Source organism: Microbacterium sp. (assembly GCF_039812165.1).
Classification (GTDB): domain Bacteria; phylum Actinomycetota; class Actinomycetes; order Actinomycetales; family Microbacteriaceae; genus Microbacterium.
The window spans coordinates 1-3488 of sequence record NZ_JBDIAB010000262.1; the positions used below are offsets into that span (position 1 = coordinate 1).

At 71.9% G+C, this 3488-nt stretch carries 3 protein-coding genes; 1 reads left to right on the plus strand and 2 read right to left on the minus strand.

What is annotated here, in order from left to right; translation table 11 throughout:
- Positions 1-199: 199 nt before the first annotated feature.
- Positions 200-1519, minus strand: coding sequence for an MFS transporter (locus tag WML84_RS13960; RefSeq protein ID WP_347346742.1), 1320 nt, complete (start codon positions 1517-1519; stop codon positions 200-202).
- Between the two features lie 179 nt (positions 1520-1698).
- Between WML84_RS13960 and WML84_RS13965 the strand changes: the two genes are divergently transcribed.
- On the plus strand, positions 1699-2880 hold the full coding sequence (locus WML84_RS13965; protein ID WP_347346743.1) for a Gfo/Idh/MocA family oxidoreductase: 1182 nt from the start codon (positions 1699-1701) through the stop codon (positions 2878-2880).
- On the opposite strand, the gene WML84_RS13970 is transcribed toward WML84_RS13965, so the two are convergent.
- Positions 2868-3488: methylenetetrahydrofolate reductase (locus WML84_RS13970; RefSeq protein WP_347346744.1), on the minus strand; the 621-nt coding region annotated here is incomplete at its 5' end. The two genes, WML84_RS13965 and WML84_RS13970, sit on opposite strands and share 13 nt — an antisense overlap.

Here is a 3488-nt window from a genome sequence, read left to right on the forward strand (position 1 = left end):
CTGCCCTCCCGCCGACCCACTGCGCTCCAGCACAGTGACTCGCACTTTCGGCAGTGACTCGGGCGGGCAAGGAGTGACTCGGGCCGGGGTGCAGGCAGTGACCCGGAGTGCAGGTAATGACCCGGGCGTGCGGGCAGTGACCCGGAGTGCAGGCAGTGACCGGGGGGCGGCGGGGCGGAAGGGCGAGCGCGCCGCGCGGCTACTTCGCCGGGATGATGCGGATGCCGAGAGTGTCGGTCGGCACGTCCTTCGTCTCGCGGGCGGTCAGGGCCGAGAGCGAGGCGATCACCGCGACGACGGCCGTGAACAGCGCGATGACGACCCAGCCGCCCTCCTGCACGCCGCCGAGGGCCGCGACGATGGCCGGGGCGAAGCCGGCCAGGAGGAACCCGAGCTGGGTGCCGACGGCGAGGCCCGAGAAGCGCACGCGCGCGCTGAACATCTCGCCGTAGAACGAGGGCCACACGGCGTTCGCGGCGGCGTAGCCGCACGAGAAGGTCAGCACCGCGAGCACGAACACCAGCACCATGTTCCCGCTCGACATCGACAGCATGTAGAACGGCATGAGCACCGCCGACGACAGGGCGCCGTAGATGAAGACGGGCTTGCGGCCGATGCGGTCGGCGAGCTTGGCGAACTGCGGCTGGGTGAACAGCGCGAAGAAGTTGGCGGTGACCACGAGCCACAGCGTGACCCCCTGCTCGAGGCCGACGACGACGCCGTAGGCGAGCGCGAGGTTCGTGAACACGGTCGAGATCGCCGCGACGAACGCGCACAGGATGACCCGCAGCACGTCACGCCAGTAGTCGCGGACGAGCGGCACGAGCGGCATCTTCGCGATCTGGCCGGTGGCCTTGGCCTCTTCGAACGCGGGCGGCTCGTGCAGCGTGCGGCGGATGAAGAACGTCACGAGCACCACGACGGCGCTCAGCCAGAACGGGATGCGCCAGCCCCAGCTGTACTTGATGTCGTCGGGCAGCGACACGACCGGGATGAACACCATCGCGGCGAGGATCTGCCCGCCCTGCGTGCCGGTCAGGGTCCACGACGTGAAGAACGCACGCCGATGGTCGGGGGCGTGCTCGAGCGTGAGCGACGAGGCACCCGCCTGCTCGCCCGCCGCCGAGATGCCCTGCGCGAGACGGCAGAGCACCAGCAGGATCGGCGAGAGCCAGCCGACCTGCTCGAAGGTGGGGAGGCATCCGATCACGAAGGTCGCCGCGCCCATCAGCAGCAGCGTGAACATCAGCACCTTCTGCGGGCCGATGCGGTCGCCGAAGTGCCCGAGGATCACCGCGCCGACCGGGCGCGCGACGTAGGCGAACCCGAACGTCGCGAGTGACATCACGAGCGCGGCCTCGTCGCCGCTCGGGAAGAAGATGTGCGGGAAGATCAGCGCCGACGCCGACGCGAAGATGAAGAAGTCGTAGTACTCGACGGCACTGCCCATGAAGCTGGCGAGCGCCGCCTTGCCGGGCGTCTTGCCCGTCGTGTTCTCGGTGACGGTCTTCGTCGACATGCCCGGCCCCTGTTCTCTGCGACGTCTTCGTCGCCCAGAAAATGTACTGACTTTCGCAGGTGTCCGGCAAATGCGGGCGGATGCCTCGACGTCGGGCATCCCTCTCAGACTATTTGTCCGCACATTCTGTCAACACGGTATCCTGGCAGCATCACCCACGGCACGAAAGGCGGCGGACGATGGCGACGCACGAACTGGGCATCGGGCTCATCTCGGTCGGCTGGATGGGGCGACTGCACTCGCGCGCCTACCTCGCCGCCCGCCACCACTTCCCCGAGCTGCCGGCCCGGCCGCGGCTCGTGGTCGCCGCCGACCCCGACGCGGGCGGTCGCGACCACGCGGTCGACGCGCTCGGCTACGAGCGCGCGGTCTCGGACTACCGCGACGTGCTCGCCGACCCGAACGTCGCGGCGGTGTCGATCTGCGCGCCGAACTTCCTGCACCGCGAGATCGCGCTCGCGGCAGCCGCCGCCGGCAAGCCGTTCTGGATCGAGAAGCCGATGGGGCGGAGCGCGGCGGAGTCGCGCGACATCGCGCGGGCGGCGGCGGATGCCGGTGTCGTCACGGCCGTCGGCTTCAACTACCGGCACGCGCCGGCGATCGCGCACGCGCGGCGGCTCATCCGCGACGGCGTGCTCGGCACCGTCACGAACGTGCGGGTGAGCCTGTTCGCCGACTACTCGTCGGACCCGCTCGGCGCGCGCACGTGGCGCTTCGTGCGCGAGCGCGCCGGCTCGGGCGTCTTCGGCGACCTGCTCTCGCACGGCATCGACCTCGCGCAGTTCGCGGTGGGGCGCATCGACACCGTGTCGGCGCTGACCGAGACCTTCATCCGAGAGCGGCCGCTGCCGGCATCCGGCGCCGCGAGCCACTTCAGCGCCGGCGTCGCCGGCGGGCCCACGGCCCCGGTCGAGAACGAGGACTACGCCGCGATGCTCGCGCGCTTCGACGGCGGCGCGGTGGGGGTCTTCGAGTCCAGCCGCATCGCGATCGGCCCTCGCTCCGAGTACGCGCTGGAGGTCTACGGCACGCGCGGGTCGCTGCGCTGGAGCTTCCAGCGCCTCAACGAGCTCGAGCTCGCCGACGACCGGTCGGGCTACCGCACGATCATGGCGGGCCCCGGGTTCGGCGAGTTCGCGCGCTTCCAGCCGGGCGCCGGCACGAGCATGGGCTTCGACGACCTCAAGACGATCGAGGCCGCGCTGTTCCTGCGCTCGGTCGCCGAGGGACGCCAGCTCGCGCCGTCGGCCGCCGACGCGTGGGCGACCGCCGAGGTCGCCGACGCCGCGCTCGCCAGCGCGTCGTCGGGCTCCTGGGTGCCGGTGCCGGCCGTCTCGGGCCCCACGACCTACGACGCCTGACCCCCGCGGGGGCCGAGCCGGTTGAACGAGTACACGTGGAAGCCGGCGATCGCCGTGCCCGAGCGCTCGACGCCCTGCCGGATGCCGCTGCGCAGCCGCGCATCGTCGTACCGCGCGAGGAGCCTGCGGTTGGAGCCCTTGCGGGCGAACGCGAGCGAGGGCCCGACGCCGATGCGCGCGGCGAGGCCCAGCAGCTGCCGCATCCCGACCGGGCCCGGGATGCCGACCCACGTCGGCAGGTCGAGGCCGGTCTCGCGCGCCCGCTCGAGGAAGCGCGACACGACGTCGGCGTCGAAGCACATCTGCGTGACGGCGTAGTCGGCCAGCGGCGCCTTGCGCGCCAGCACGCGGAGGCCCTCCTCGAGGTCGAAGGCGGGATGCCCCTCCGGATACGCCGCGACCCCGAGGCCGAAGCGCCGCCCGCTCCGCTCCCGGATCCGCTCGAGCAGCTCGTGCCCGTCGCGGACGGCGTCGCCCGGGCGGCGGTCGTCGCCTCCGACGACGAAGAGCGTCGACACCGGCGAGTCGTCCAGCGCGTCGAGCACGCGCTCGAGCTGGGCGACGTCCGCGATGCGCGCCGCCGCGACGTGCGGGATGGCGTCGAAGCC

Bases quoted from the DNA above. Each gene is read 5' to 3' on its own strand.
- WML84_RS13960 (WP_347346742.1), bottom strand. From the start codon at position 1,519: ATGTCGACGAAGACCGTCACCGAGAACACGACGGGCAAGACGCCCGGC.
- WML84_RS13965 (WP_347346743.1), top strand. From the start codon at position 1,699: ATGGCGACGCACGAACTGGGCATCGGGCTCATCTCGGTCGGCTGGATG.